The following is a 24,349-nucleotide window of genomic DNA, read 5'->3' as shown; positions in this document are numbered from 1 at the left end:
CTAGAATTGCAAACCGGCTTCACGCGCAGCATCAGCTAGCGCCTTCACACGGCCGTGATATTTAAAGCCACTACGATCAAAAGCAATCTTTTCGATGCCTTTGTCAGCCGCACGTTCAGCAACCGCTTTACCAACTGCTTGCGCAGCTGCAACGTTGCCGGTGCCTTTAACTGTTTCGCAAATAGCTTTTTCAACAGTAGAAGCAGCAGCCAGTACAGTACCCTCAGCAGTAACTACTTGAGCGTATATGTGACGTGGCGTGCGGTGGATAACAAGACGCGTTGTGCCTTGTTCAATATAATTTCTACGAGTGCGTTTAGCACGACGTAGACGAGCTGTTTTTTTATCCATCGTCTTACCTTACTTCTTCTTAGCCTCTTTACGGCGCACATTCTCATCTGAATAACGAACACCCTTGCCTTTATATGGCTCAGGTTTACGGTATGCACGAATGTTAGCAGCTGTTTGACCAACTAACTGCTTATCTACGCCCTTAACTAGAACTTCTGTTTGGCTTGGAGTTTCAATCGTAATTCCTTCAGGAACTGCGAAATGAACTGGGTGCGAGAAACCAAGAGTTAAATCTAATGTTTTACCCTTAGCTGCTGCACGGTAACCAACGCCTACTAACTGAAGTTTCTTCTCGTAACCTTCATGCGTACCAACAATCATATTGTTGATTAGAGCGCGAGCAGTACCTGCTTGAGCCCATGCATCTGTTACGCCTTCACGAGGTAAAGTTGTAATAACGTTTTCTTCAACTTTTACTTCAACAGCGTTGTTGATAGTACGAGTTAATTCACCGTTTTTGCCTTTAACTGTGATTTCCTGGCCTTTTAATGTAACTTCTACACCGGCAGGAACACTAATTGGTGCCTTTGCTATGCGAGACATAGTTCCCCTCCGATTAAGCTACAAAACCAATGATTTCACCACCAACGCCTGCACTACGTGCTGCGCGGTCTGTCATTAGGCCTTTAGAAGTTGATACGATAGCGATACCTAGACCACCCATTACCTTTGGTAATTCGTCACGTCTCTTATAGATACGTAAACCAGGGCGGCTAACACGCTGGATATTTTCAATAACAGCTTTGCCTTCGAAGTACTTCAATTCGATAGAAAGCTCAGGTTTTACGTCGCCATTGATTGCGAAATCAGCGATGTAACCTTCATTTTTTAATACTTTAGCTACTGCTACTTTCAGTTTTGAATTAGGCATCGTTACAGATACTTTCTTCGCTGACTGACCGTTACGGATTCGTGTAAACAAATCCGCGATAGGATCTTGCAAGCTCATAGTCTTACTCCCGTGATTCTTTTACCAGCTAGCTTTTTTAAGGCCAGGAATTTCACCGCGCATAGCTGCTTCGCGAACTTTAATACGGCTCATGCCGAATTTGCGAAGGAAACCATGTGGGCGGCCCGTAATGTTACAACGATTACGCTGACGTACAGGGCTAGAATCACGTGGTAAAGCTTGTAGCTTAAGTACCGCGTCCCAACGATCATCTTCAGATGTATTAACATCACTGATGATAGCTTTTAGTGCTGTGCGCTTTTCAGCGAACTGAGCAACTAGTTTTGTGCGCTTTGCTTCGCGCGCTTTCATAGAATTCTTTGCCATAACCCTACCCTTATTTCTTGAATGGGAAGTTAAACGCTTCTAACAACGCACGGCCTTCCTCATCAGATTTCGCAGAAGTAGTAATAGTAATATCCATACCGCGTACACGGTCTACTTTATCGTAATCGATTTCTGGGAAGATGATTTGTTCACGTACGCCCATGCTGTAGTTGCCACGTCCATCAAAAGACTTAGCACTTACGCCACGGAAGTCGCGAATACGTGGGATAGCGATTGATACCAAACGCTCAAAAAAGTCCCACATACGTTCGCCACGTAGGGTTACTTTACAACCTATCGGGTAACCTTCACGCACTTTGAAGCCAGCAACAGATTTGCGTGCTTTAGTGATTAGAGGTTTCTGACCAGAGATTGCAGCTAGATCCGCAACAGCGTTATCTAGAATTTTCTTGTCAGCTAGGGCTTCGCCCACGCCCATATTCAATGTGATCTTTTCGATCAGAGGGACTTGCATGACAGAGCTGAAACCAAACTTCTCTTGAAGTTCAGCTACTACTTTGTCTTTATATACTTCATGCAGTTTCGCCATCATTCTACTCCAACTATTAAATAGTTTTACCAGTAGATTTAAAGATACGTAATTTCTTACCATCTTCAATCTTGAAACCTACACGATCTGCTTTACTCGTTTCCGAGTTGTAGATCGCAACGTTTGATACGTCGATAGACGCTTCTTTCTCAACAATACCGCCAGGCTGGTTCAATTGTGGAACCGGCTTTTGGTGCTTTTTGATCAAGTTTATGCCTTCGACAAATAATCTTCCAGATTCAGTAACAACTGAAAGCACTTTTCCGCGCTTACCTTTGTCTTTACCTGCTAGAACGATTACTTCGTCATCACGACGGATTTTTGCTGCCATGATAGACTCCTTACAGTACTTCTGGGGCTAGTGAAACGATTTTCATGAACTTATCATTACGAAGTTCACGAGTCACAGGGCCGAAGATACGAGTACCAATAGGCTGCAAGTTATCATTTAAGATAACAGCTGCATTGCTATCGAAACGGATCAAAGAACCGTCTGGACGACGAACGCCTTTTTTGGTGCGCACAACTACCGCGTTTTTAACATCACCTTTCTTCACTTTACCGCGAGGAATAGCTTCTTTTACAGAAACTTTAATGATGTCGCCAATCGCTGCATAGCGACGGTGAGAACCACCAAGGACTTTTATACACTGCACTTTGCGAGCGCCGCTGTTATCAGCAACTTCCAGCTGAGTTTGCATTTGGATCATGTTAATGACCTCCGGTGTAGTAATTACAACTTGTCTTAAATTCGTTTAAAATCAAGACATTTCGATTGAAATCCACTCAAAAAACAAGCTAGTTGTCTCTTAAGGGCGGGCAATTGTACCAGCATTACGGGGGGAGCGGTAGGTTATTTTTTAATTAATTATGAGGGAAAGCTAATTAATATTGAGTAATTACGGCTATCTAGCTACTTTACATATGGTTACAAAACAAACAAGGCACTATCTTAGTGCCTTGTAGATTATTTATCAGGGTTTTAGCCAAACAAACCTTTCAATTTATCTTTAAGTTTGTCTTTTGCTTTTTCTTTGAGCTTTTCTTTTGCTTCTTCTTTAAGCGCATTACCAAAATCAAGCTTAATGCCTACATCATGGAATGGCCCTTTAATACGCAGTGGTATTTTAAAGCCGGTACTATCATCGGTTGTACCCTGCCCCTCAATAGAACCGACTATACCGGTTACTAGTCGGTAATTAATAATAGTATTAGGTAAATCCACATCACCTTCGCCTGAAATACGGATCAGTGGGCTGATTAACGACAGGTCGTTATTATGGCCCACCCCATTAGTAAACTTAAAGCTACCCGTTAATGCTGAGAAGTCGGTTTGCTGTGACTTATCAAAGCCAGTATCTAGTCCTTCTGATACAGCCCCTACATTACCTTTAAGCAACTCTTTACCTTTGCGAATCATTTCAGCTATATTTGCGCCTTGTACTGCGCCATTAGCAAACTCAAACCCTAACTCACCATTAAGTGCGTTAACAAACTCTTTTTGGCTTTGCCCATTTGTGGTTAAGTTCCAATTTAATGAGCCATTACCCATTAATTTATCAAATCCTGCGGCATCGGTTAATAACGGTTGTGCATCAATACCTGCCAAATCAAAATTAGTGGTTATTTTATAAGGTATTTGCTGGGCATTAATATTAATTGCCCCTTTCCCTGTTCCCTCATAGGCTGCAAAGTTATCTAAGCTTAATTTAGCGACACTATTTTTTAACGCTACTGTAAATTGGTTTGCACCGAGTTTAATATCGTTAGCTTTTAAACCGCTTGAGCGTATTACTACATTAGCATCAAGCGTATTTAAGGCACTTAAGTCTATTTTAGTGTCGTCCCATACAATAGGCTCTGCTGGTTTAGTTTCGTCTGTAGTTGGCTGCTCTTTTTTAGCTACGGCTTCTGGTAAGTATGGGTTTAAGTCAAGCATACCTAAGTCAATGTTTGCCATTACAGCAAGTCGTTTACCTAAATTAAGCTCACTTTTACCTTTTATTTGCAGTGCATCTAATGTGGCAATAAGCTCTTCAAGCTTAAATTGCTCACCCGCTAAATGCATTTTGCCATTTACACTAAAAGCATTAAAGGCGTTATCTTTGGCGTTTAACTCTACACCTTGCCATTTGGCTATATTTTTTACCGAGTCTCCACTTAGCGCTAACTGACCTTTTATATCTTGGCCTTGTTTAGCAATAGTTCCCTCAAAGGTTAAATCAACTAAACGTGAATCTAAACTCTGCTGAATATTAAAAGTAGTACCTTCGATCGCTTTTGCTGGCGTATCTAGTTTTACATCAAGCTCAAAGCGCTCTTGCATGTAAGTTATTGCGCCTTTTACTTCTAATGTTTTACGCAGTGATGGAAGTAAAATAGCCAGTTCTAAATCACTTATTTGCTGTTTAACCCCGGTTTTACCATCTAAATAAGTAAAGGTACCACCATAAATGGCAACTTCCCCTAGCTCAATGTCAAAGTTCTCAGGTAATTTTATAGCTTCCGCAGATCCTGTTTGCTCTTTAGGCTGCTCAGCTACCGCATCAAATAGCTGCCAGTTAGCTTTACCGTTTTTATCGGTCTCTAATAAAATATCAGGCTCGTTAATAACAAACTTATCGAGTTTAAATTCACCATCTAATAGCGATAGCCAAGGGATGTGTACTGCAAGCTGCTGCATACTTGCCATATCGGCGCGAGAGCCCGATTTCATGTTGGCAAAATGTACATCATTAAGTTCTAATTTTAATGCAGGAAATACACTCAGCGTTTTATCGCCTTTAATAGTTAATGTACGTCCTGTGGTTTGTTCTACCTGCTCAGAGACTTTATTAAAAATAGCATCAGTAGGAATTAAAAAGGGTGCTGCAACGATAAGTGCAATACATAACAGCAGTATTACACCTATAATTTTAAATAAGGTTTTCATGATCGTCCTTTCAAATGTGCAAATAATACTCATATCATAGCGAGAGTTATCACTAAAATCATTGTCAGTACTAAAAAAAATAACTTTCAACTAATTTATTTTTTAATGATGAATCTACGCGCTAATAATATCAACACTATTTAAATATTAACAAACAACACATGAACGCTTTATAAAAAACAACAAATCATTACTTTTCAACAAGTAAGACATGAAAAACACACTGTCGTATGATTTTCAAACAATCTAAACTAATTGAGTTTTCGTCACTGAAGTTAACTATTTTATTGTTTTAATAAATTAATAATTATGAGCACTTTAACTGTTGTATTCTTAAGGCTTGTATATGCCTCTGTTGTTATTGCAAGATTTGCGCTAAAATAGACCAGCTAAAAAATGCATCTAACTCGAGGTTCTACAAGGCATGAAAAAACTGCTAATTTCACCGTCACAAATGTCGCTAGGCGAGCAAGAAAACCAAATATACCAAAACATTCTGAAGCAATCCTCAGAACTCAGCCTAAATCTAATGGCCGTGAAAGTAGAAAACCACCCAGATGATTTTTTACTTTGGTGCTATGAACTGCTTAACGCAAGCAAAGATCGTATGAATTACGACTTGCTAGAGCCGCAACAGTTACCAGTACTAAAAAAACTGCACGACCAACTTATTTCTGCTATTAGCTTTTTACAAGTTAAAACGTTACGTGTAGCGCCTTGGCCTGTAGTAACTACATTTATTGAGCAGCACAAAGATCTTATTGCACTTGATGAGCAGCTTCGCTTAACAAGCTACATTGCAAGCATTCGCCCGCAATCACTTAAAGATATGATCCCAGAAGACTTACTTGCATTTAGTGGTAAGCACATGGCATCGCTTGATCCAAGCACTTACAACTTTGATGTTGAATGGTTTGCATCAACTAAAAGCGCTAAAGCGTTTCATCAACTACTGGCTGATATGCCTGATGCGTTTGATGATGCACTTAGCAATATTCCGTTGGAAGGTAATATTACTCATTATGAGTACCAGCAATTTGTTGCTGCTTACTTAAAAGCTTTTAGCGATGGTAACGAAAAGCCAACGCTCGCTCCAGCAACTCGCTTATTAGCGATGCGTCGTCCTGACGTATTTACTCCTATTAGCAATAATAGATTAGATGCTTTATGTGGCGCACTGGGTGTTAGCAAGCTAAAAAACACTGACTTTGAGCGTTACTGGCAAGACATAGTACAAAAAATTCAAACTCTGTCTTGGTTTAAAATGGCTAAAGCAGACAACGAATTAGAAGAGCAGCTGGTAAGCATTAAAGCGCTTATTCCGTGCTTTTTTTACTATGCAGACACCACAACAGCCGATAGCTCTAATTACATCAAGCTGCTAAGCAAGCCAAAGCGCAGTACTTCAGGTACAGGTAAAACTAAGCGTAGAGGTAAAGAATCTGCAGAAATTTTAGTAGACCGCGCACTTGCAGCTGACGATATTCCTGAGCATATTCGTAGCAAACGTGATTCTATTATTAATGAAGTACAAAAAGGTCGTGGAGTTAACGAAACAATTAGCTTAATGCGTACTATTTTTGGTTAATTATTAATAACTAACCTAGCAGCGCCGATTTGGTGCAGCTAGGTTAATTTATGCACCACAAATGTAAAACCCCTTAAAATCTTATCTCTGCACCTCTCCCTCTACTAATTATAAGCTATTGTTTTAAAACACCTAAAACCATATTCACTGCAATAAAGTGAAGCTGGCATACCCCGTGCAATCTTCTTTTCTGTTAAATAATAAAATGCTGCCAAGCTATAAGCCTTAAAGCTTTGGCATGCAATCATATAACAGGAACTAAAACATGCTAAAACTACAAAAAGTCATAACAATAACAGCACTCTCTTTAGTTAGTGTCGCATCAACAGCAGCCTATGCTGAAGTAACCGCTAATGCGGCAGCAACATCAAACTATTTATGGCGCGGACAAGAACAAACCAGTGGTGATGCTGCCATTTCAGGCGGCATTGACTACACCAACGAGTCTGGTTTTTATGCCGGTGCTTGGGCATCAAATGCCTCTTGGGCCGATGAGATGACCTATGAATTAGACTTGTATGCAGGCTTTGGTGGCGCTATTAATGAAAGCGTGAGCTACGATGTTGGTTACATTTATTATGCATACCCAGATGCAGCTTCCACGGCTGATGCTGACTTTTCTGAGATTTACGGCAGTATAAGTGTAAAAGGCTTCACCTTTGGTGCTGCTGTATTAGCAACCTCTGCAGCAAGTGGTGACGGTACAGACTTTGCTGACTCACTTTACCTAACGGCAGATTATGCTTTTGCTGTTGGCAATAACGGCACCGAAATAGCATTTCATTTAGGCCACTACTCTGGTGATTTTATAGGTGATGACAATATTATTGATTATGGCATAGCAGTATCTAAAGATGGTTTCACTTTTGGTTTATCTGATACCGATATAGATGGCTCTGACGTAAAAGCCTATGTTGCTTATTCAGTAGACTTTACACTTTAAAAATTACACTGTAATTGCTGCAACCCAAGAGCCGAAAGGCTCTTTTTTAGTTTTAGCAGCATAAATAACCTGGCCACTAAACAAACTACGTTAACAAACCGTTACAATAAAATAATCACCTTATCCTCATTTTGCCTTATGCTATAGCCAGTAATTCCCCCCAAATTAGGTTATTAAGGAATAATAATGAAGTCACCTAACGCGCTAAGCGCACTAATCGATATTTATATCAGCCCAAGTAAAGCGTTTAATGGTATAGAGCAAGCAAAAGGCTGGTCATGGTTGGCCCTTATTTGTATAGCAGTTGCCACCGCCGCGAGTATGTTTGTTTTTTATAATAGTGTTGATATACAGTTTTTAATTAATGAGCAAGTAGCCGTTTCAAGTGTTGATGCCACTATTGGCGAGCAAAAAATGATTCGTCAAGCGATTGAACAAAATGCCCCAAACCAAATGTGGTTTGGCATGATCGGCGGTATTATTGGCATAGTAATAATGAATGCTTTAGTTGCACTTTATTATATGCTGATAGCTAAACTCGATCCTAACTCACAACATAGTTACGGTGCTTGGTATGGCTTTTCATTATGGACAATGATGCCTACGGTTATTTCAAGCCTTGGCACTATCGCCTTAGTATTAATGGCCAACACAGATCAAATTTCGCAACAAGCGGTGTTTAGTTACGCTTCTATCAATCAGCTCATTGTTGGGCTTGATGCCACACATACTTTTTATACCTTACTAGAATCAATTAACCTGTTCACTATTTGGAGCATTGCGCTGGGCATGGTTGGGCTAAAATGCTGGACTAATTTCTCAACTAATAAAGCACTGCTGTTTGCAGCCTTACCAAGTATTATTATTTTTAGTGTTTGGGCGATTATAGCCGCACTTTAATTATTATGCAGAGGCAAGTTAGCCTCTGCACATTTTCACTCACGGACCGATAAAATGAAAAAAGCCATTATCATCACACTCGCTATTGCCGCTTTTATAGCGTTAATTGTATCAAAACAAATTTCTGGTGATAAAAAACAGCCCGAGGTAAATATCGCCCATGTTGAACTAGGCAATATTGCCGACTCAATAATGGCGTCTGGTAACTTAGTATTTAATACTCAAGTTCAGCTGCGCTCTGAAGTTACCGGCCGAGTAGATAAAGTATTTGTCGAAGAAGGCCAAAGTGTAAAACAAGGCGATATTTTAATGCGCCTTGATACCACTGCATTTGAATCTGAAGTAACCCGCAATAAAGCGCTACTACGTGCCACCGAAATAGAAATTAAACATAGCCAAATTCGCTTAGTTAACTTTGAGCGCCAACTAAAAAGACAAAAAGAGCTTTACGATGTCGGTTTGGGCAATGAAGAAGCCTATGAAAACCTAGCAAGTGCCCGCGACTTAGCTAAAATAGATATTGAATCTCGTAAAGAGTCGTTTAACCAAGCTCATGCGTCGTTGCAAATTGCCCAAGATCGGTTAAATAAAAGTGTTTTTAAAGCGCCTATGAGTGGCCTATTGGCTTCGGTTAATATTAAAGAAGGCGAAACGGTTATTGCCGGAACGACCAATATAATAGGCTCTGATTTAATGCTGGTTGCTGACCCCAGTGCTATTTTAGCTGAGTTGCGGGTTGATGAAACCGACATAGCCAGTATTAAACTCCACCAAAAAGCAAATATTTATGCCGCTGCTTATCCTAATAATCCTTTTACTGGCACAGTAATAAACATTGGTACCTCGGCTAAAAATCAGCCTGGCTCACAAGGGTTATCATTTAAGGTAAAAGTATTACTCGATGCTACCGATCGTCAACTATATGCCGGAATGAGCTGTAGAGCAGAAATTGCCACCAGCATTGCCGAAAATGGTTTAAAGTTACCAATAGAAGCAATTCAAAAACAAGACGACAGCACCTTTGTTTGGCGCCTAAATAACGACAACAGCGTTAGTAAAGTAACCGTAGCTGTTGGTATATCATCAGATATTGAACAAGCAATTACCGAGGGGCTCAATGAAGGTGACAAAATAGTTATTGGCCCGGCTCGCCCTATTAGTACTTTAAAAGAAGGCGACACAGTAAAAGTAAAAGCCGCTGCGAAGGAAAACAACTAATGACTGCGGTGATCAAGCTTGAGCATATTAATAAACAATACAAAATGGGCGCTGAGATATTTAAAGCACTTGATGATGTAAACATTAGCATTATGCCCAATGAATATGTGGCCATTATTGGCCCCTCAGGATCTGGCAAGTCTACCCTAATGAATTTGTTAGGCTGCTTAGATACCCCCACCAGCGGCGAGTATTATTTAAAAGATAAGTTAGTAAAAAGTATGACCGAAACCGAGCTTGCGCACCAACGCAACGAAAGCGTCGGATTTATATTTCAAAGCTTTAACTTATTACCACGCGCATCGGCGCTAGAAAATGTAATGCAGCCTTTAGTTTACCGCTTTACCCCTAGCAAACAACGCAAACAGCAAGCCCTTGAGGCGCTAAAGCGCGTGGGCTTAGCCGACAAAGTAAATCACTTATCAAGCCAGCTGTCGGGCGGGCAACGTCAACGAGTTGCTATTGCTCGTGCTTTAGTCACTAAACCGCATATATTATTAGGTGATGAGCCAACCGGTAACTTAGACAGTAAAACCACCCGCGAAATTATGGCCTTATTTGATGAGCTGCATAACGAAGGGCATACCATTATTTTGGTTACACATGAGCAAGAAATTGCCGACCACTGTCAGCGGGTAATTCGCTTAGTGGATGGTAAAGTAGTGAGTGACGTAACTAAAAACCAAGGAGCAAGGCAGCATGTTTAAACTTGCACTGGCCACTATGGAAGGCACTAAAGCCGCATTTTCGGCAATTAAAGCAAATGCTATGCGCTCTGCCCTCACCTGTTTAGGTATTATTATTGGCGTGGCCGCAGTAGTAACTGTGGTTGCTGTAATGCAAGGCTTTACCAAGCAAATAAACGATCAGTTCGCTGATATGTCGCCCGATGTAACTACTATTAAGGCGTATACCAGTATTGAGCTAGAAATGGTTGGTAAAAATGCAAAACTTAGCTACGACGATTTTTTAACCTTAAAAGCACGAGTAAAAGAAGCAGAAACACTCACCGCACTAATGTTTACTTGGCGTTTTTCAGGCGGAGCTGAGTATGGTAATAAAAGTCATTCATCGCGGGTTATGGGTACTGAGCAAGACTATCAAAAAGCATACCGTACCTACCCCGATCTAGGCCGTTTTATTCGCGCTGAAGACGACGAAAAACGCCGCCGCGTAGCTTTTATTGGGCCGTCAATTATCGAAAAATTAAACTTACCCAGCAATCCGGTAGGTGAATACATAAAGCTAGGTGGCGAATGGTTTAGAATTATTGGTGTAGCCGAAAAACAAGGTAGCTTTTTGGGCTTTGATCAAGACGATTATATTAATATTCCCATTAGCACTATGAGTGCGTTAGAGGGAGGCAATACGCAAAGTAATGTACAAATTATGTTTAGGCTTGAAGACAACGCTAACGAAGAGCAGGTACTAGCAAAAATTACTCGTATACTGCGCCAGTTACATAAACTTAAAGACGGCGACGACAATGACTTTGAATTTGAAACTGCTGAAAAAGCCCGCGCCCAAGTAGATAAATTTACCGGTAGTGCCACTGCCATAACCGCAGGTATTGTTGGTATTAGCTTATTAGTTGGTGGCATAGGTGTAATGAATATTATGTTAGTGTCGGTAACTGAGCGCACCCGCGTGATTGGCACCCTTAAAGCGCTAGGCGCTACACCCGGCTTTATAATGTTGCAGTTTTTAGTTGAGGCTGTGGTGTTATCGCTATTTGGCGGGTTGATTGGGCTTGCCATTGGTTATGGTGCAGCGGGGCTTATTTCGTTTATGGTTCCTAGCATGCCAGATGCGTATATTCCGGCATGGGCGGTAATGTTGTCGTTTGGTTTTACTTCATTAATTGGCATAGTGTTTGGTTTAGCCCCAGCCATTAAAGCCGCCAGGCTCAACCCTATAGATGCACTGCGTTACGAGTAACAATAGCATTGTAGTTGCTTACAAGGATGTAAGCCTAGTACATAATTAACACAGTGATTAAAACTCTCTTTAAACTTCAAGCACAAAGTATTACCCTACTTAAACACCACTTAAAAAATGAACTTTTAACGCTTAAACCACCCAAAGTACACACTATTGATATTGCTCACGGCTAATTTTAAATAAGGTATTAAATGCACAAAAAGCTAATACGTTGCATTATTGCTGCATGCTCTTTTTTAACTATAAACTCTAGCTTGGCGCTAGCACAACTAAACCCATCAGATGAAGCGCAAGGTATAACCGAAACCGCATATACTCCTCTGCGTTGTAATCAGCAACTACAGGCAAGTAGGCAAAAAACATACAGCCGTAAGTTTATTGTTCCTCAACAAGCTAGGTTACTCTCATGGAATATTTATAAGGCACAAAACCAAGGCCTATATAAAGATTTAACTCACCTTAATGAAACTGCTGATATTGTTTTATTACAAGAGGCTATTGTAGATACACGCCTTACTAGCCTTAAACCTTTTTGGCGTTTTTCGCCCGGTTATAAAAGTGGCAATGTACAATCTGGTGTAATGACGCTTAGCCGCTGGCCTGCAACTGTACATTGTACTTTTATTCATAAAGAGCCATGGTTACGAAGCCCAAAAGCAACTAACATTGTTGAATATGCAATGGCTAACCAACAACGCTTATTGAGCGTTAATTTGCACGGCATTAACTTTACGTTTGGTACTAAAGCCTACGCGCAACAGTTACAAGCCAGTATAAAAATAATGCAACAACACAAAGGGCCAATTCTTTTTGCGGGCGATTTAAACGCATGGAGCGATGCACGCCAAAAGCTAGTTAATGACGCGCTGACTAAACTGGGCCTTAAAGAAGCTATATACGTAGATGACAAGCGTACAAAAGCATTTGGTTTAGCCCTGGATCAAGTGTGGGCTCGTGGTGTTGTTATTTCTGATACTTTAGTAAGCGAATATACCAGTTCTGATCACAACCCTATTTTAGCCACTTTAAAAATTGATGATGTATAACATGAAAAAAACTCGTATTTATTCTGCTTGGCTACTGGCCATATTATTCACCTTTTTTAGCCAAATAAGCCTAGCTGCACCCCCAAAACAATTACCCAATCGAGAACCCGACCAAGAAGTGCAGCATTTAATTACCTTTATTAGCAACAGCAACGCCACTTTTATCCGCAATGGCGATGAACATACTAGCAAAGAAGCCGCCGAGCATTTAGCCATGAAATACCGTAAAGCTAAACGTTATGCAAAAACAGCCGACGACTTTATTAATAATCTAGCCAGTAAAAGTTCATGGAGTGGTAAAGCCTACACGGTAATTTTAAGCAGTGGTGCTAAGTTAACCGCAAATAGCTGGCTAACCAATGAGCTAATACGATTTAGAAACACAAAAAAGCCGTAGTAAATACGGCTCTCTAAAGCTATCAATAATAACAAGCTAAGCGTTACCTAGCTGTATGCGCTAAGTTAGGTACGTAATCTATCGCTAGAATATCGCCGGGGTTAAGCCCAGTAACTACATGCTGCTTTGCGCCAATTATTTCACCTAAGCGCACAAACCGGCGTTCTATTTGCTCATTGTCACTATTAATCACATACAGCATAGTTAATTGGCCAAACTCATGTATCCAGCTACTATCTAGCAATATTCCTTGTTCATCGGGTAATACTAACTCTAATTGCGCATACAAGCCGGGCATTACCCCTACAGAAGAGTCAAAGTCTAAGCGAATTAACAAACTACGTGAGGCGCTATCGGCAACCGGAACTATTTCGGCCACTGTGGCTGGCGAGGTTAAATTAAGCGCAGGCAGCTTTATGGTTAAACTTTGCCCTAACTGCAATTTAACCGCTTGCATTTCTCGCACACTAAACTCAACTTGTAGCTGCTGCGGGTTATATAATCCCAATAAAGCCTGCCCAGGCGTAGCTGTATCAGCAGGTTCGACTAACCGCTCTACTACAACCCCCGAAATAGGCGCTGTAATACGAGTGTAACTCAGCGCAACTTTGGCTTGTGTTTGCTGCTGCTTAGCGGCAATTAAATTGGCCGATAAACTATCAAAATTTGCCTTCGCATTATCTAACTCACTTAACGATACTAAGCCTTGCGCATACACACTTTCAATTCGCTTAAGTTGCTTTGTAGCTTGGGTTAATGCGGCTTGAATAGCATTAATTTGCGCCTCACTTTGTGCTAATTGCGCTTTAAAGTCATCTTGTTGTAAGGTAATGAGTAAATCACCTTTGGTTACTTTATCGCCCGCGCGTACACTTAAACGCTCAACTTGCGCCATAACTCGCGATGAAATTTGGGTATTTTGTTTCGCAATAATACTGCCTGGCACCCATTCACTACGGGATATTTTTTGTAGTAAAACCGTTTCCCGCTTACCGTGGTAATTGTTAGCGTTGGTCGTTTTCAAACCAGCAACTTGCTTATTTGAAAAGCTGCCCGCCATATACAATACGGCGCCTACTACCACTAATAAAGCGAGTAACGAGCCAACTAGTTTTGATTTACCTTGCATGCGTTTCTCCCGCAGTGGTTTCTGTGTTTGCAAATACTAAGTAATAAACAAGCGGCACTACAAATAACGAAAACAACGTTGATGCCACAATGCCAAAAATAATCGCAATTGCTAAGCCACTAAATACCGGATCTAGTGTAATCACTAAGTTACCTAATAATGTAGTGCCTGCGGTTAGTAGTACGGGGCGCATGCGCACTGTTCCTGCTGCAATTAACGCTGCTTTTATTGCCATACCTTGGGCGCGTGCTTGATTAATAAACTCAACTAAAATAAGTGAATTACGCACCACAATACCCGCCAAGGCAATCATGCCTATCATCGCAGTAGCGGTAAATAAAACCGGCTCGGGAGCTGATGCAATACTGCGCTCACCAAACTGATTAAGTAACCAAAAACCAGGCATAATACCAATAACAGTGAGTGGTATTGCCGACATAATAATAAGCGACAAGCTTACTGAGCGTGTTTGTAGCCGTAAAATAATAAAAATGGCGCTAAGTGCAAATGCAAAGGCAATCCCCATATCTCTAAATACATCTATGGTAATACGCCACTCTCCTTCACCGCTAAATGTTACTTGCGTACCTGGCGGTAATTGCCAAGGTGCGGTGCCACCATTATTAAAAAAGTGCCGCGCTAACCAAGGCGTTTTTACAAAATCGTCTGTTGATATATTTAAATCAGCAGTTACATCGGCAATTATTGCTGCGGGAGTTCTACCATTTAGCTCTGCCATAACATAAATAACTTCGCGCTGATCTTTGCGCATAATAGTTTGCGCTACATTTAATTGAGTAAACTCTCCAAGCTCAGAAAGCGCAACTAAAGGCCGCGGCGCACTGCTTAAGCCAAATTTACTCGCATTTTTAGCTATGTCTCTGTCGCCCCTTAGTTGTAATGCTAGCAATTGTGCAAATTGATTGCGTTCGCTATAAGATAGCTGCAGTTTTATTGGCACAGGCTGAGTTTCGTTGCTGACATAAAGCTGCCCAACCGTTTGCCCTTGTGACGCTATGCTAAGTGTTTGCGTGATATTTTCGGTAGATATAGCACTATGCGCCGCTTTCGTTTTATCAGTAATAAAACGCTGCAAAGGGGCTGCTGCAACCATTGAAGTATCAACCTCTACCACATGAGGTTCTTGTTTTAAGCGCGTTGCAACTTGCTCTGCGGCTAAATAATGCGTTTGCCTATCAATAAATGTATCTCGATAAACCTCTGCCACTAAAGTACTTAACACCGGCGGCCCTGGCGGCACTTCAACTACTTTAATCACTATGCCGTTATTTACTAATGGTGCTAACTGTTTACGCAAACGCATTGCCACCGCATGAGATTGATGCTCGCGCGCTGTTTTATCTAGTAGTAGCACTCTTAGTTCAGCTAAGTTCGGTGCTTCTCGTCGGTAATAACCGCGTACCATACCATTAAAGTCCATACTTGAAGGCTGGCCTACATAAGTGGCTATTTCACTTACTTCGTTTAATTGCCATGTGAGTGTTTGGATTTGTTTAGTAAATGCAGCTGTGCGCTCCAGATTAGTCCCCTCTGGCATATCTATCAGTACTTGCAGCTCATTTTTATTATCAAAAGGGAGTAGCTTTAAAGGCACCAAACGCATCACGGGTAACATGGCGCTGATAATAAATAATGCTAGGGTTAGCCACAAAACAAGTTTTGCTCGCCCCTTAGAAACCAATAATGGGCTTAATATTCTTTGATATGCACCAACTTTAGGAGCAAGCTCGGAGGGTTGTTCGTTATCAGGCTTGAGTAACTTCATCGCAAGCCAAGGGGTTACAAAAAATGCAACAATGGTAGAAACCATCACGCTAACCGGCACATTAAATGCCATAGGTGCCATATATGGCCCCATCATGCCGGTAATAAACGCCAGTGGAATAAACGCCACCATTATAGTGAGTGTCGACATAAGCAAGGCATTTCGAATTTCGCTCATTGCGCCAACAACATGTTGTTTTTTATCGCCTTTATTATTTATAAAGCGACTAATATTATCAATACCCGTGATAGGGTCGTCTACCAGTAAGCCTAATGATAAAATAAGCGCAAATAAGGTCACCCGATTAATGGTGTAACCAAATGCAAAATCTAATGAGAGTGTAATGCCATAACAAATAGGAACCGCCAGCCCAACTACCACAGCAGGGCGCCAACCTAAAAACACGCCAACAAATATCACCACAGTAAACACTGCAAACACTAAACTTGATGTGAGGTTATTTACTTTTTCATTCGCAGTTTGGCCATAATCTCTAAGTACTGTATAGCTAACTTCTGGTGGCAATAAGGTATTTGCAAGTTCATTAATCATAGTATGAACATCATTAGCAACAGCAACTGCATTAGTCCCTGTTTGCTTAGCTACGCTTAAAGTAACCATAGGCAACTGCTGCTGATCAGTTGATTGCGCTAACCATTGGTAATGCTCAGTTTCACTAGGGCCATCGCTGACTGTTGCAATGTCCATCAAGTAAACACTTTTACCATTAACCACATTAACAACTAATTGCTCTACCGCTGATTGTGTTCTTAGTACATCACCTGCCTGAATAGCAATTTGCTGCTGATTATCAACCACATTCCCTACTTGAGTGAGTTGGTTTGATACATTTAATGCGTAAAAAACATCGTTTACCGTGGTTTGATGGGCAGCCAGTGCGCTGGCATTTAAATTAATGGTAAGAGTGCGTGTACGCCCCGAAATTACTTTAACTTCACTGGTATGCTCAATGCGTTGTAAATTATTAGCAATTTCGTTAGCAAAACGGGTTAGTTCGTAATCACCATAGAGTTGCGGGGCTTTACTGTATAGCCCCAGCATAACAATAGGTACATCATCCACTTCAACGGGCCGTATTTGCCAACTTTTGATAACAGAAGCCATTGTATGCTGATAACTATTTAATTTTGCATAGGTATCTAAAATAGCTTGTTCGCGGTTGTGCCCTACTTCAAAACGCAGCGTAACCACTGTACTGTTAGTTTGTGTGGTTGAGTAAATATGCTCAACCCCCACCAGCTGAGCCAGTAACTTCTCGAGCGGTTGTGTTACTAACCTAGCGACTTCAGGCGCCTCAACGTTAGGTGCTGATACATAAATATCGAGCATGGGCACAGTAATTTGCGGCTCTTCTTCTCGAGGTGTTTGATTTAGTGCAAATACCCCAAGTAACAAAGACATCACAAAAATAATAATCGGAATGCGACCACTTAAACTACTTTTTACCGCATTGTCTATTAAGCTCATCGCACTTAGCCCTTACAGAATAACCCATACAAGGTACCAAGCAGAACGACTGCATTTTCATCAATGACACGATAATAAATTGTTTGGCTCTCGCGGCGCGTAGCCACAATGTTTGCTTTACGCAACGCTGCTAAGTGCTGAGATAACGCAGACTGCGCTAATGGCACGGCTTCATTGAGCTGAGATACGCTCATTTCTGAATCTTGCAAAGAACATAAAATCATCAAGCGATTTTTATTGGCTAAAATTTTTAATAGCTGCTCGGCTTGTTCTACATTGCCGGCCATGGCAGTAAAGTCAATATTCATACTATGCTCTTATTCTAAAATAGAGTCTAAGTATAAGGCGTTAGATTAGAAAAGTCTAATATTAGATTTTACTAATATAGATAAACCTAATATAGTGACTGTACTGAACTAAATAACTGGCCTACTATAATGAAGCTAAATAACGCACTCAGACTAATCGCTGGCATAATGATTATTGTGTCGCTTTTATTGCAAACTTATCACGATCCTAAGTGGATTTACTTTACAGCTTTTATCGCAGTAAATTTAATTCAATCAGCTTTTACTAGCTGGTGCCCAATGATCACTCTATTACGCAAACTTGGCTTTAAGGAATAAACACCATGCTTACCCCTATTCCCGATTTACTAAAAATAATTACTCCTAATCAGCGCCGTATTGATGCCGAACAAGCAAAGAAAGAGCTTGAGCAAAATAAAGGATTGTTGATTGATGTACGAGAACCCGCTGAACATGCCACCAAAGCAGCTATAGGCGCTATAAACATTCCTCGCGGGCTACTTGAAATGAAGCTCATGGAAATAGAAAAAGACGCAGCCCGTCCTATTTATTTACATTGCGCTAGTGGTGCGCGTGCAACATTAAGTGCTGAAGCGCTGACCCGAGTAGGCTACGAAAACGTGACAGTTATTACTTGTAAAGCAGAAGCTGTTTGTCAGGCATTTTAAAGGCCAAAAATTAAATCACTCGGCGATCAACCGATCGCCGAGCTTAAATAACATAATCCAAATTTAAAGGAACACTATGTTCAATTAAAATCAAAGATTGAAATTAATAAACTTCAACGCTAATGTATGAAAAAGGAACACCCGTCTAAGGAAGACTTTATGAAAAAAGCTGCCGCTTTATTACTATTTTTACTCGGTATTGCTCACTCTGTAAATGCTGATGACAGCATTACCTTAATGGTATGTGAAGATTGTAATTATGGCAGAGCCTCTGAACTAGCAAAAAGCAATGTACCATTAGCTCAATGCCACACTACACCCTCTGATCAAAAAGCTGCTATTGCTGATCAAACATGTGATTCAAATCCGCATAAAGTTATTATGATGGATGTCTCTGGTAACAACCACTTTGCATTTTTTGTGGGAAATCATAGTAGAAATGAGTCAGATAAATATATAGAAGCTACGATATTAAATAAAAATGATCTTATTGCTATATCTAAACAAAAAGCAATTGATGAGCATTTCTCAACATTTAAACACACACTTCAAACTGAACTAAGCCTAATGCCACTTTATCAAATAAGTCAGTCTTCTCATCTAGATAGACAAAACAACTGCCCCTCCCATGTAAATAATGCAGTAAAGGCTGTATTTGAAGAATATACATCATCTCGAATTCAAAACTGGGTAAATCATAAAGTTGAAAATAATATTAAAAATCCTGATAGCTTTTTTACATCAAAACCGATCATAGTTGGTGAGACCTTGTATCAGAGTCTGTGGAGTGAGGTGAGTAAGAATTTAAATTTAGAAGTTAATCTTAACAATGGAAGCGACGGGCAATACCGTGTTATTTTTTTAGCGAAGTGGATAAAAGAGTTAGGTGCGTTCAGTTTATCGGTAAACCCTTATTTAACTTATTTAGACGGTATTGCATTAAATCACTATAAAATATCAGCGCCATCAGTCTCCCAATGCTTAAAAAATGCTTTAGATAGAAATCTGTCATCATCAATGTCCTCGTATATTTCGAGCACTAATAATGGAGATACTTAGGGTTAGCATGTTGTAGGCGTCATCGGATGGCGCCTACAAATAAACAAGCCAAAAGCAATCCTTACTTAACCATATTCCCTTTAGCTCCCTATATGACCTAATCATTTTTTCTCTTCCAGAAGTGTAACTAGCATTTGCTCGATGTTTTTTACGCTGTAGGTGAGAGCTCGGAGTAATTCGACTTGGCTTTGTGGCTCATCAGCTTTAGCCTTGCTTGGCTTTGTTTCGGCTAGATTGTCTTTTTGCGTTAAGATGGCCTCGCGAAACTCACTGGCATCAACTACCCCTAGTAACGATACTAATGCGCCATGACCAGACTGACCTGCGGTTTCAAAGCTTAGTCGATATAAACCAAATAAACGCATCAACGGGCCTTGGCTTAACCCGACGTCAGTTATTTTTTCAAGTGGGATGGACTTTTCTTCTTTAAAAAACACACCGCGTTTTACTACTAGCTTACGCTCTAATAAGTTAGCTGACATAGCCGCAAGCATACGCCCAGCCACGATCCAAATTATTAACGCTACAATTGGGATTAATGGGATCCCAACCAAACACACTAAACAAGTAATTACTCCTAGCGTGATCCAGTAAGATTTTACTTTAGGGTTAAAACTGGCGGTTTTCAGGGCTAACTCAGACATTCATTACCTCCTTGATATTTATTCTATTAACCTAGGGAATATTGTGGCTGAATGCAACTATAATAAAAAAGCCGAGTATAAAACTCGGCTTCGGCTATCTTAGTGAAAGCTTATTGTAAGTTAACAATAATAAAAGGCGCTTCGAGATCATTTGCATTAACCACAAAGCGATACTCTCCTTCGGTTTCAATTAACAAGCTCAAGTTATTATTAGAAGCCGCTAAAGGTGTTTCACTCCCTAATATTACTTCTGAGCTATCTCCACCAGCTCCTAAATTGACAGTGCTCCAATCACTGGTAGCAACTTTAAACTCATATGCATCACTTTGTGCACTTAGCTGTTTAGAAAAAGTATATAAACCATCACCTGTGTATGTGAATTGATCGCCTGTCCCCCACAAACTATCTGCCTCATTTAAACTGCCACGTAAATACAACGACACATTTCCAAATGGCCCTATTTTTACCACTGTTAATGTTGGGTTTTCTTTATCTGAAGCATTAAACGAGAACAAATAGTTATCTGCGGTGTCTGCCGTAAAGCTAATATTAGCTCCATTAAAACTAAGTTGTTTTTCTACTCCCAATTGAACAACAGCCTCTTGCTCTGAATTAGCACCAAAATTCACGAGTTCCCAACTCTCTGAAGCAACTTTGAAACCAAAGCTTTCCCCAGCTGTTAGCGCCTTCATAATTTGATACTCGCCACTGCCAACATATTCAAATTGGTCAGAGAGCCCCCACTCATTTAAATCACCACGAAGATACACCTCAGTGCTGCCATAAGGGACGATATCTGGCGCACCAACAGTTGCATCAGCACTCAAGCCAGCGCCTTGGCTCTCGCCTTGTGGTTTAACAAACACAGCCATGGTGTAAGCAGGCACAGTGAACGTGCCGTCGGTTTCACTGGCCGTAAAACTCACTTCCGTCATGCTACTATCTACACTGTTTTTAAGAGTTGGGTGTAATTCAAACCCAGTAGCCGTGAGTACCGTGTGTGAAAGTGCTTGCTGCGTCGCATTAATAACAACAACAACAGCATCTACTGCGGTATCTAAATCAACGAGACCTTCACCATCGTCAATACTCATTACTATCAAACCATGCTGCTGGTTTTCACCCACATTATGAAAGCCCACACGATCAATTACATCTTGCTCAGTGGTTAATCTAAATAACGGGCTTGCGCTACGGATAGCTAAGAACTCTTGGAATACATCACCTGCATAGGCAATGTCTTGTGGCATCGCCTGTGCATCTGCATTAGCTGAAATAGGCATTATTTCAGACCATTTTTCTTGGTTCTTCTCTGCGTTAGGTAGACCAATGTTCCAGTTATTATTCTCTTTGGTTAAATCAACAGCATTAAACCAATCACCGGCATTATAACTATCACGATCCATTGACTTAGAACGCAGTAAATCAGCACCCAGTTGCATAAACGGAATGCCTTGGCTCATAAGTGGAATAGACAACGCCATGTTGTGCGCACGCACACGTTGCTCAATACTCATGCTTGATGCATGCTTATATTGCAACTGATCCCACAGTGTTTCGTTATCATGCTTTGATACGTAGTTAATGGTGTCTGCTGGGTCTAAAGCATAAGCCGTCGGCTGCGTATTCCAGCTAAAGCTATTACCTTTTGCCGAATTACCTTTAAAGTCTTTCAGGATATAGTTTTGTAAATTACCCGCCAGTGATAAACGCAGAGTATCTTGGTCTGCTAAATTAGCATCTGTAGGTTCATTTGCAAATAACGCCCCACCGCGCACAGCTTCACGGATGCGGTCATTGAAAGTCCCCACTTCGGAGCCTGCCATATCAGCTTGCTTAGCTTGAATAAACAAGCGGTTATTAGCCACTTCCTCAAAGTTCCAGCCTTCGCCATAAAAGTAGTTATCTGAGTCAACCGCTTGCACCGCTTCGCGCGCTGCTAAAATTGATGATTTAGGCATGTGCCCCATAACATCAAAGCGAAAGCTGTCGTAACCAAAATCACGGGCAAGAATGACCAATGAATCGCTAACAAACTTGTCCATCATCACATGTTCAGTCGCGGTGTTTTCACAACATGTTGAGCGCTCTATCGTGCCTGATACTTCATTGTATCTGTGGTAATAACCAGGCACGAGTTTATCAAACACTGACTTTTCCCAAATGCCTGATGAGGTTGTGTGGTTGTATACCACATCAAGAACCACACGAAGACCGACTTCTTGCAGTGATTGCACCATGGCGCGTGTCTCTTTAACCCGAGCAATGCCCTCGCTGCTTGATGCATACGAGCCTTCAGGAGCAATAAAGTGATGCGGGTCGTAACCCCAGTTAAAGCCGTCTAAATCACGCATCGCGCTGGCAAGTGCTTGAGCATCATCAGAACCCGGGAAGTAGCTTTGCATTAAATCAGCAATGATGCTGTTTTTATCTTCGATTTTACAAGCATCGGCGGTATCGTCTATTCGCTCACATAACTTACCTAGGGTGTCAGTGATTTCAACGCGCTTATCCGCATCTTCCTCAATGGTGCCAATGTCTGTTACAGGGAGTAAATGAAAGTGCGTTAAACCTTTGTCAGCTAGTTGCTTAAGGTGCTGCATAGGGATGCTTTCAAGCTCAGTAAATGCTAAATATTTACCTCTGTTTGCTTCACTCACTGACTCATCACGTATACTAAAATCACGCACATGACCTTCGTAAATTATTGCATCCTCAGGGTTAGTAATTGTTGGCACAATGCGCTCGTCCCAGCCCTCTGGTTTAGTGTCGTCATCATTTAAATTGATCAACTGCGAATACAGGCCATTACTAGATACATTCAGTGAGTAAGGGTCAGTGCTCCATAAACTTTCAATCGCTTGAGTAGTAGGGTGGTAAACATCAAACGCAAAGCGGTAATAATGACGGTCGTATTTACTATCTAAGCTCACCGACCAAATACCGGTATTGTTGTCTAACGTCATGGCGGTGCTATGCACTTGTGCTTTATCGGCGTCAAATACATTGATCATCATATTGCTAGCGGTTGGTGCCCATACTGAAACATCAATTACATTGTTATTATAATGCACGCCTAACATGGCTTCGTTCGCGTCACTTTCACCTTGGGTGTACAGCGCATCCAACGCTTTGGCGGTTTGCACAAAACTTGCTTCAAGTAGCTTGCCATCAGCATCGTAGCCTGCAACGGCTAACTGCTGCTTAATGAGTTGCTTGGCGGTTTCGCCATCCCAATTACCTTGATAGGCAGTCCAATCTGTTAAGTGCGGTACTTTCGCTGCCTGTGCATCGGTTAAACTCGTTGTCGTTAATTCAACGGTTTTACCATTTAAGCCTGTATCAACATCAACAACCAATTCGGCGGCAGCAGATGAATGCAGCTTAATGATTTGTGTAAGCTTATTACTTGGCTTATACAGTACAGTATTTAAATCAATCCAGTGAGCTGATGCACCGTCAATTGCAACTGGGCGCTCACCAAGGCTTGCAACTGGGTATTCAAATACAGATGGCTCACCGTCAAAGGTGAAATTCATACGCACAAAACGCTCGTCGTCTTGCATCAGTGGCATGGTTAAATCCGCATCACCATGTGCTTTGCCTGAGCCTTCTGTGCCAATATGAATAATAAAATTAGCACACTCGGTGTAACCGTCTTTTAGTGCCACAATCCAGTAAGCACCATAGTTAGGATCAATACCGTCGTATTCGTGACCATCGGACCACTCTGTAGCATCAAACGGTGGCGCGTAAGCATCACAGCCGTCGGTATTCCATGAGTGTAATCGATAACCTTCGTACCCTTCATTTTCAGGGCGCTTATAAAATAAAATAGCCTCGCCTTCGCCTGCAAATACCACAGGGTCTGGTAAGTCGGGGTTATAGCCACTGGTACAGCTTTCATTATTTGCATCTGGAAATAACGGTACGTCGCAAGAGATAGGCTCTGGGTCAACGCATTGAGTGCCTGCTGAGTTAGGCACTTGTGGTACATCGCAAGTCAACAAGGCTTGACCTGCTTTGACATCGCTACTGCCTGAGCCACCACAGCCAAACAGTAGTGTTAAGCTCACCGCTAATAGCAAATGAGTCAATTTAGTTATTTTATTCATTATTTATGCT

General features: G+C 41.2%; 24 protein-coding genes. 11 read left to right on the top strand and 13 right to left on the bottom strand.

Annotated elements, in window-relative coordinates; all coding sequences use genetic code 11:
• From rplR to AAEY55_RS14005, 8 genes are all read right to left on the bottom strand, one after another.
• Complete coding sequence (gene rplR / locus AAEY55_RS14040) at window positions 1–351, bottom strand: 50S ribosomal protein L18 (protein WP_011329443.1); 351 nt, start codon at window positions 349–351, stop codon at window positions 1–3.
• A 9-nt stretch (window positions 352–360) separates the two neighbouring features.
• Window positions 361–894 carry a 50S ribosomal protein L6 gene (gene rplF, locus AAEY55_RS14035; protein WP_011329444.1) on the bottom strand — a complete coding sequence of 178 codons (534 nt, stop codon included), beginning with the start codon at window positions 892–894 and terminating at the stop codon, window positions 361–363.
• A gap of 13 nt (window positions 895–907) precedes the next feature.
• Window positions 908–1,300, bottom strand: a complete 393-nt coding sequence (gene rpsH / locus AAEY55_RS14030; RefSeq protein ID WP_011329445.1) for a 30S ribosomal protein S8 — start codon at window positions 1,298–1,300, stop codon at window positions 908–910.
• Between the two features lie 21 nt (window positions 1,301–1,321).
• Window positions 1,322–1,627 (bottom strand): 30S ribosomal protein S14, encoded by a 306-nt coding sequence (gene rpsN / locus AAEY55_RS14025; RefSeq protein ID WP_011329446.1) that lies wholly within the window; start codon window positions 1,625–1,627, stop codon window positions 1,322–1,324.
• A gap of 10 nt (window positions 1,628–1,637) precedes the next feature.
• Window positions 1,638–2,177 (bottom strand): 50S ribosomal protein L5, encoded by a 540-nt coding sequence (rplE, locus tag AAEY55_RS14020; protein WP_011329447.1) that lies wholly within the window; start codon window positions 2,175–2,177, stop codon window positions 1,638–1,640.
• A 16-nt stretch (window positions 2,178–2,193) separates the two neighbouring features.
• Window positions 2,194–2,508, bottom strand: coding sequence for a 50S ribosomal protein L24 (rplX, locus tag AAEY55_RS14015; RefSeq protein WP_011329448.1), 315 nt, complete (start codon window positions 2,506–2,508; stop codon window positions 2,194–2,196).
• Between the two features lie 10 nt (window positions 2,509–2,518).
• Window positions 2,519–2,887, bottom strand: a complete 369-nt coding sequence (gene rplN, locus AAEY55_RS14010) for a 50S ribosomal protein L14 (protein ID WP_011329449.1) — start codon at window positions 2,885–2,887, stop codon at window positions 2,519–2,521.
• A gap of 272 nt (window positions 2,888–3,159) precedes the next feature.
• Entirely contained in the window at window positions 3,160–5,109 is a 1,950-nt protein-coding gene (locus AAEY55_RS14005; RefSeq protein WP_089368840.1) for an AsmA family protein, read from the bottom strand.
• A gap of 424 nt (window positions 5,110–5,533) precedes the next feature.
• On the opposite strand from AAEY55_RS14005, the gene AAEY55_RS14000 reads away from it, so the two are divergent.
• From AAEY55_RS14000 to AAEY55_RS13965, 8 genes are all read left to right on the top strand, one after another.
• On the top strand, window positions 5,534–6,697 hold the full coding sequence (locus tag AAEY55_RS14000) for a hypothetical protein (RefSeq protein ID WP_086998963.1): 1,164 nt from the start codon (window positions 5,534–5,536) through the stop codon (window positions 6,695–6,697).
• A gap of 265 nt (window positions 6,698–6,962) precedes the next feature.
• Complete coding sequence (locus tag AAEY55_RS13995) at window positions 6,963–7,640, top strand: TorF family putative porin (protein ID WP_011329453.1); 678 nt, start codon at window positions 6,963–6,965, stop codon at window positions 7,638–7,640.
• A gap of 186 nt (window positions 7,641–7,826) precedes the next feature.
• Window positions 7,827–8,540, top strand: coding sequence for a YIP1 family protein (locus AAEY55_RS13990; RefSeq protein ID WP_011329454.1), 714 nt, complete (start codon window positions 7,827–7,829; stop codon window positions 8,538–8,540).
• A gap of 54 nt (window positions 8,541–8,594) precedes the next feature.
• The gene (locus AAEY55_RS13985) at window positions 8,595–9,758 is read left to right on the top strand and encodes an efflux RND transporter periplasmic adaptor subunit (RefSeq protein WP_089368841.1); all 1,164 of its coding nucleotides are present in this window, start codon (window positions 8,595–8,597) and stop codon (window positions 9,756–9,758) included.
• Window positions 9,758–10,465 (top strand): ABC transporter ATP-binding protein, encoded by a 708-nt coding sequence (locus AAEY55_RS13980; RefSeq protein ID WP_011329456.1) that lies wholly within the window; start codon window positions 9,758–9,760, stop codon window positions 10,463–10,465. The genes AAEY55_RS13985 and AAEY55_RS13980 overlap by 1 nt, the downstream gene beginning before the upstream one ends.
• Complete coding sequence (locus AAEY55_RS13975) at window positions 10,458–11,696, top strand: ABC transporter permease (protein ID WP_011329457.1); 1,239 nt, start codon at window positions 10,458–10,460, stop codon at window positions 11,694–11,696. The genes AAEY55_RS13980 and AAEY55_RS13975 overlap by 8 nt, the downstream gene beginning before the upstream one ends.
• A 194-nt stretch (window positions 11,697–11,890) precedes the next feature.
• Window positions 11,891–12,745: an endonuclease/exonuclease/phosphatase family protein gene (locus AAEY55_RS13970; protein WP_086998950.1), complete on the top strand. Its 855-nt coding sequence runs from the start codon at window positions 11,891–11,893 to the stop codon at window positions 12,743–12,745.
• Window position 12,746: 1 nt separating this feature from the next.
• Entirely contained in the window at window positions 12,747–13,142 is a 396-nt protein-coding gene (locus AAEY55_RS13965) for a YfeK family protein (protein WP_226898065.1), read from the top strand.
• Window positions 13,143–13,185: 43 nt separating this feature from the next.
• Here the strand turns inward: AAEY55_RS13965 and AAEY55_RS13960 are convergent, their stop codons facing one another.
• Genes AAEY55_RS13960 through AAEY55_RS13950 form a run of 3 tightly spaced genes read right to left on the bottom strand, consistent with a single transcriptional unit; the run spans window position 13,186 to window position 17,853 of the window.
• Window positions 13,186–14,271, bottom strand: a complete 1,086-nt coding sequence (locus tag AAEY55_RS13960; RefSeq protein ID WP_350551813.1) for a sporulation protein YqfD — start codon at window positions 14,269–14,271, stop codon at window positions 13,186–13,188.
• On the bottom strand, window positions 14,261–17,545 hold the full coding sequence (locus AAEY55_RS13955; protein ID WP_089368843.1) for an efflux RND transporter permease subunit: 3,285 nt from the start codon (window positions 17,543–17,545) through the stop codon (window positions 14,261–14,263). The genes AAEY55_RS13960 and AAEY55_RS13955 overlap by 11 nt, the downstream gene beginning before the upstream one ends.
• Window positions 17,546–17,550: 5 nt before the next feature.
• Window positions 17,551–17,853 carry a metalloregulator ArsR/SmtB family transcription factor gene (locus AAEY55_RS13950; protein ID WP_010392476.1) on the bottom strand — a complete coding sequence of 101 codons (303 nt, stop codon included), beginning with the start codon at window positions 17,851–17,853 and terminating at the stop codon, window positions 17,551–17,553.
• Window positions 17,854–17,982: 129 nt separating this feature from the next.
• Here AAEY55_RS13950 and AAEY55_RS13945 point away from each other — a divergent pair, with 129 nt between their 5' ends.
• The 3 genes from AAEY55_RS13945 to AAEY55_RS13935 all read left to right on the top strand — a co-directional run bounded on the left by AAEY55_RS13945 (window position 17,983) and on the right by AAEY55_RS13935 (window position 19,580).
• On the top strand, window positions 17,983–18,171 hold the full coding sequence (locus tag AAEY55_RS13945; RefSeq protein ID WP_010392474.1) for a DUF2892 domain-containing protein: 189 nt from the start codon (window positions 17,983–17,985) through the stop codon (window positions 18,169–18,171).
• A 5-nt stretch (window positions 18,172–18,176) separates the two neighbouring features.
• On the top strand, window positions 18,177–18,521 hold the full coding sequence (locus AAEY55_RS13940) for a rhodanese-like domain-containing protein (protein ID WP_076922736.1): 345 nt from the start codon (window positions 18,177–18,179) through the stop codon (window positions 18,519–18,521).
• 159 nt (window positions 18,522–18,680) lie between these two features.
• A complete protein-coding gene (locus AAEY55_RS13935) occupies window positions 18,681–19,580 on the top strand; it encodes a hypothetical protein (protein ID WP_089368844.1) in 900 nt (299 codons plus the stop codon).
• A 101-nt stretch (window positions 19,581–19,681) separates the two neighbouring features.
• Here the strand turns inward: AAEY55_RS13935 and AAEY55_RS13930 are convergent, their stop codons facing one another.
• A complete protein-coding gene (locus AAEY55_RS13930) occupies window positions 19,682–20,224 on the bottom strand; it encodes a PH domain-containing protein (protein WP_089368845.1) in 543 nt (180 codons plus the stop codon).
• Between the two features lie 110 nt (window positions 20,225–20,334).
• Window positions 20,335–24,339: an alpha-1,6-glucosidase domain-containing protein gene (locus AAEY55_RS13925; protein WP_193038922.1), complete on the bottom strand. Its 4,005-nt coding sequence runs from the start codon at window positions 24,337–24,339 to the stop codon at window positions 20,335–20,337.
• Between the last annotated feature and the right edge of the window lie 10 nt (window positions 24,340–24,349).

Origin of the sequence: Pseudoalteromonas sp. 120-MNA-CIBAN-0494 (assembly GCF_040308885.1) — a bacterium.
In the GTDB taxonomy this organism is placed as follows: domain Bacteria; phylum Pseudomonadota; class Gammaproteobacteria; order Enterobacterales; family Alteromonadaceae; genus Pseudoalteromonas; species Pseudoalteromonas nigrifaciens.
This window is presented reverse-complemented; position numbering and strand designations above follow the sequence as displayed.